We start from the raw sequence: 4,576 nt of genomic DNA on the forward strand, positions 1-4,576 counted from the left end.
CACGCCCCACAGAAATCCGTCACTGAGCGGCGTCGCGGCACGCGCCAATACAGTGGCCGGACGACCGGAGACGGCAGCAGCGGCAGCGGCAGCCATGGCCAGGGTGGCGGCCGCGGCGGCGGCCAGCAGCATGCCGGTGATGACCAGGGTCAGCGCCAGCACCGGCAGGCGCAGGGTGCCCGGGCGATCGATGCGGCGGGCGACGGACTGGATGCCGAAGCCGCAGCCCAGCGTGATGACGGTGATCAGCGCCGAGAACGCGACCGGGGCGCTGTGCACCTTCGGCATCAGCAGGGTCGGCAGGATGGCGTAGGCCACCGCGGAGCAGGTGAACAGCCACAGGCACAGCGGGATGGCGACGGTGCGGAAGCGGTGATGCGAGGCCGCGGGGACCTTCAGATCATCGAGCAGTCGTCCAGGGTTCGGCTGCGGGGCAATGGTTTCCGGGGCGCGCAACAGCCACGCGGCGGCGAGCAGGCAGAGCGCCACGTTGATCAGGTAGGCGAAGGTGTCCGGCCACGGCGCCCATTGCGCCAGCACCCCGGCGACGCCCGCGCCGATGCCGAAGCCGCCCGTCAGGCTCATGGCCGAGCGCCGCGCGCCCGTGCCGGAGACGGTCTCGGCGGTGAACGGGGCCTGCGAGAGTTCCTTGAGCCAGCTCGAGCCGACCGCCATGGCCAGGCCCAGCGCGATGCCGCACAGCACGCGCCCGGCGGAAAGCATGGGGACGGAATCGGATCCGAAGGCCAGCAGGGTGGAGCCGAGCGCCGCGATCACCGGCGCGGGCCGCATGAGTGTGCGGCGGCCGAAACGGTCCGACAGCGGGCCGCCGATCAGCAGGGCGGGAATGATGCCGAGCACGTACTCGAACAACAGCAGGTCCACCGTGGCGACGGACAGGCCGTCGCGCTTGTACATGACCAGCAGTGGGGTGAATTCATTGCCGCCCCAGGCGATCGCGAAGATCGCGGCCGAGACGCTCAGCCAGGCTTTGGGGTGGGTGCCGAGTCCGGTCGCCCGGGTGCCGACGGAGGTCAGCGTCGCCATCACAGTCCTCTCAAGGTCACGCCGTGCACGTGGGTCAGGTGCTCGGCGAGTGCTGCGGCGAAACCGGCGGCGTCGGCGGCCTCGATCAGGGTGGTGATTTCGGTGTGCTGCGCGATGATTCGCTCGGGATTGGTCTCGCCCCGGTGCAGCGCCACGCTGTTCATCCGGCGCTGGCGCTCGCGCAGCGAGTCGTAGAAGCCGGTGAGCAGCGGATTGTCGGCGGCCACCACGTATTCGCGATGGAAATCGGCGTCCACGATGGCGAATTCGTCGAGATCGCCGGCCGCCGCGAGTTCCCGTTGGCGGTCCAGGGATTCGCGCAGCCGGGGGATCAGGCCCGCGCGGGCGATGCGGGTCAGCGCGTCGACCGCGCCGGTTTCCACCACGTAGCGGGCGTGGATGACGTGCTCGGCCTCGTGCGAGGGCACCGGCACGACCAGCGCGCCGCGCTTGGGGTACAGCCGCATCCAGCCCTCGGTCTCGAGCCGCAGGAACGCCTCGCGCACGGGGGTGCGGGAGGTGCCGAGTTCGCCGGCGATCTCGTTCTCGCTGACCAGCTCCCCGCCCGGCAGGTCGCCGCTGAGGATGCGTTCCTTGATCTCGCGATAGGCCCGCTCGGCGGCGGAAGGGGTCTTGGACACGACTTGCATACTAGTTGGGACATGGGATGATTTGCCCGGATGTGGCCGGGTTCACGTGGATCGATGAGGGAGTTGCGCCACAACCCTCTCACCCACGATGATTCATCCTGTTGGCACTACGTCAGTAAGTGTCCGTATCCAGGACGAGGAGGTCCGCATGGCGAACGACGCCCCGCCGCTGAACGAGGTCGTGAACGGTGGCATGGAATTCACGATTCCGGTCGCGCACAAGATGGGCGTGCGAGCCGACGAGGTGCGCCCGGGCTTCGCGGCCACCACGGTGCCGATCGAGGGCAATGGCAACCACTTCGGGGTCATGTACGCCGGGGTGCTGTTCACCGTCGCCGAGGTGCTCGGTGGCGCGCTCGCCATCGCGAGCTTCGATATGAGCAAGTACTTCCCGCTGGTGAAGGACCTGCACATCTACTTCCGCAAGCCTGCGGCCACCGACGTGCGGGCCGAGGCGTCGATCTCCGCGGAGGAGATCGCCCGCATCGCCGAGGAGGCGGAGGCCAAGGGCAAGGCCGACTATGTGCTGAAGGCCGTCGTCACCGACGCCAACGGGGTGGTCGTCGCCGAGACCGAGGGCCTGTACCAGCTGCGCACGCACGGCAAGTAGGACCGCGCGGCCGTAGACGCGAGCGAGCCCCGGGAAGTCCCCCGGGGCTCGCTCGTCGGTCGATCGGGATCCGGCTCAGGCGACGATGATCCAGCCCTCGCAGCCGGTCCCGGCGCTGCCCGGCCACTCCGAGCCCGACACCTTGAACGGGATGGCCCCGGGCATCGGGGTGCCGAGATCGATCTTGGTGGTCTGCGCGCCGTAGGTGTCCGGCAGCGCGACCCGCTGGCCGTTCATATCGATCTTGGCGTCATCGGTGAAGTTGTTGGAGGTGGTGATCTCCAGCGTGGTGGGCGTGAAGGAGTGCGCGGTCAGCGTGGTCTGGGCGCAGCGGCCCTTGGAGTAGTCCAGCGTGATCCGCTGTGGCGCGGCATCGGCCGACGCCGGGGCGGCGAGGGCTACGGAAACGGCACCGGCGAGCGCGGCCAGGGTGATGCGGTACACGGTCTTCACGAACAAAACCCCTTTCCTATGGTCACGGCTGTAAGGCCCCCCGATCGACGACGATCTTGCCGTGACCCCGGGCCGGGCACCTCGCAGGCGCGCGGAAGAATTTCGGTCGGGTCAGCGCACCCGCAGCGGCAGACTGCGGTGGCGGCGCACGAAGATGCTCGGAAACCACTGCGGCGGGGCATCTTCGACGAGTGTGAACGCGGTGGTGCGGTCCAGCAGCGCGGTGAGCGCGGCGGTGGCCTCCAGCTTGGCCAGCGCCGAACCGACGCAGAAGTGGATGCCCCGGCCGAAGGCGAGATTGTTCGCGCCGCTGCGGCGATCCAGGTCGAGGGCGTCGGGCCGATCGAAGCGGGCCGGATCCCGATTGGCCGCGCCCCACGACAGCAGCACGTGGCTGCCCGCCGGAATCGTGGTGCCGCCCAGCGTCGTATCGACGGTGACATGCCGATGATGGCCTCGGAAGGGCGATTCCAGCCGCAGCGCCTCGTCGAGGAAGGCGGGAAGTAGTGCGGGTTCGCGACGCAGCTCGTCCTGCAACCCGGGGTCGACGGCGAGCAGCCGGGCGGCATTGGCGATGAGACCGGCCGTGGATTCGCCGCCCGCGCCGACGAGTTGGACCAGCACGAGCACGGCCACGGCCTCGGTGATCTCGCCGGAGCGGACCGCGGCGGCCAGCACGCGGAGCAGGTCGGCGGGGGAGTCGGCGACCGGATAATCGAGGGCGGCATGGATTTTGGTGTACAGGTAGCCCGCCAGATCGGCCGCGGCGGCCGCCAGCTGCCCGAAGCGATCCGCCTCCACGATGCCGCCCAGCATCTCGGTGCTGTCGTAGGCCCACGTGAGCAGTTGCGGCACATCGGCATCCGGCAGTCCGATGATGTCGGCGACCAGGGCCAGCGGTAGCCGGTCGGCCATGCCCGCCGCCCATTCGAGCCGATCGCCGCGCAGTTCCTCGTGCCAGAGTCGATCCACCAGGTCGGTGGCCGTGGGGCCGAGTCCGCGAATCCGTTTGGCCAGCAACGGCTGCACCAGCTTGCGTTGCGCTTGATGGCTCGGATCGTCCGCGGTGGCCAGCACGTGGATGGCCTGGCCGCCGCCGTCCATGTCGAAGGTGGCGGGTGGCTGCCCGGGTTGCCGCAGCAGCGCGCCGGTGAGGTGGGAGGAGAAGTCCTCGACGCGACTCACCGCCTCGGTCACCAGATCCCACGAGGTGACCAGGTAGAAGTCGGAGCCGGGGATGCGATAGACCGGCGACTCCGCGCGCAGGCGGTGATACAGCGGGTAGGGGTCGTCGAGGTGCGCCGGATCGAAGAGGTCGAGGGCATCGAGTGCGGGCACGGTCATCGCTGGACTCCGAACGGTGGAAGGTCTGGTGTGGCCCACCGTTTCCCGGCCGTGAAGCGGCTGTCAACGGCCGTCTCGCCGTGAGACACGTACGCCCGATCGTCCCACCCGTACGCAGGGGTTATGGCGTCGTCTCGAGACTCCGGACCGGCGTCAGAACCGGCCGACTAGTATCGACCGCCTACGCGAAAACGCTGCTGGCCTCGGGAGGCTCGGGTGATCGTGCGCAGTTCGGAACGGGTGGGATTCGGGGCCGCGGCGGTGCTCGCGGCGGTCGCCGTCCTCGTCACGATATTCACGGTGCATCCCCCGTCGGCGCGCGCCGCGTCGGCCCCGGACACGGTCACGGTCGACAGCGGCAGCCTGCACGGCGTGGTGACACCGGACTATCGGCTGTTCAACGGAATCCCCTATGCCGCACCGCCGGTCGGCGAGCTGCGCTGGCGGCCGCCGCTGCCCGCCGCGTCGTGGC

The 4,576-nt window shown here is 69.6% G+C and carries 6 protein-coding genes; 2 read left to right on the plus strand and 4 right to left on the minus strand.

All coding sequences use genetic code 11. The features are described 5' to 3' along the window. Nucleotides 1-1,047, minus strand: a 1,047-nt coding sequence (locus ACWELQ_RS38780; RefSeq protein WP_452401989.1) for an MFS transporter, incomplete at its 3' end; no start/stop codon positions are given. Further along, nucleotides 1,047-1,697 (minus strand): GntR family transcriptional regulator, encoded by a 651-nt coding sequence (locus tag ACWELQ_RS38785; RefSeq protein ID WP_452401990.1) that lies wholly within the window; start codon nucleotides 1,695-1,697, stop codon nucleotides 1,047-1,049. The genes ACWELQ_RS38780 and ACWELQ_RS38785, both read right to left, overlap by 1 nt. Nucleotides 1,698-1,845: 148 nt before the next feature. Between ACWELQ_RS38785 and ACWELQ_RS38790 the strand changes: the two genes are divergently transcribed. Beyond that, nucleotides 1,846-2,307, plus strand: coding sequence for a PaaI family thioesterase (locus ACWELQ_RS38790; protein WP_452401991.1), 462 nt, complete (start codon nucleotides 1,846-1,848; stop codon nucleotides 2,305-2,307). Between the two features lie 75 nt (nucleotides 2,308-2,382). On the opposite strand, the gene ACWELQ_RS38795 is transcribed toward ACWELQ_RS38790, so the two are convergent. Then, nucleotides 2,383-2,760, minus strand: a complete 378-nt coding sequence (locus ACWELQ_RS38795) for a hypothetical protein (RefSeq protein WP_452401992.1) — start codon at nucleotides 2,758-2,760, stop codon at nucleotides 2,383-2,385. A gap of 111 nt (nucleotides 2,761-2,871) precedes the next feature. Continuing rightward, entirely contained in the window at nucleotides 2,872-4,104 is a 1,233-nt protein-coding gene (locus ACWELQ_RS38800) for a cytochrome P450 (protein WP_452401993.1), read from the minus strand. A 216-nt stretch (nucleotides 4,105-4,320) separates the two neighbouring features. On the opposite strand from ACWELQ_RS38800, the gene ACWELQ_RS38805 reads away from it, so the two are divergent. Beyond that, nucleotides 4,321-4,576: carboxylesterase family protein (locus ACWELQ_RS38805; protein WP_452401994.1), on the plus strand; the 256-nt coding region annotated here is incomplete at its 3' end.

It is taken from the genome of Nocardia sp. NPDC004722, from assembly GCF_053601505.1.

What these genes read in the sequence shown, in the direction of transcription:
- ACWELQ_RS38785 (WP_452401990.1), bottom strand. Translation starts at nt 1,697, where the DNA reads ATGCAAGTCGTGTCCAAGACCCCTTCCGCCGCCGAGCGGGCCTATCGC.
- ACWELQ_RS38790 (WP_452401991.1), top strand. Translation starts at nt 1,846, where the DNA reads ATGGCGAACGACGCCCCGCCGCTGAACGAGGTCGTGAACGGTGGCATG.
- ACWELQ_RS38800 (WP_452401993.1), bottom strand. Translation starts at nt 4,104, where the DNA reads ATGACCGTGCCCGCACTCGATGCCCTCGACCTCTTCGATCCGGCGCAC.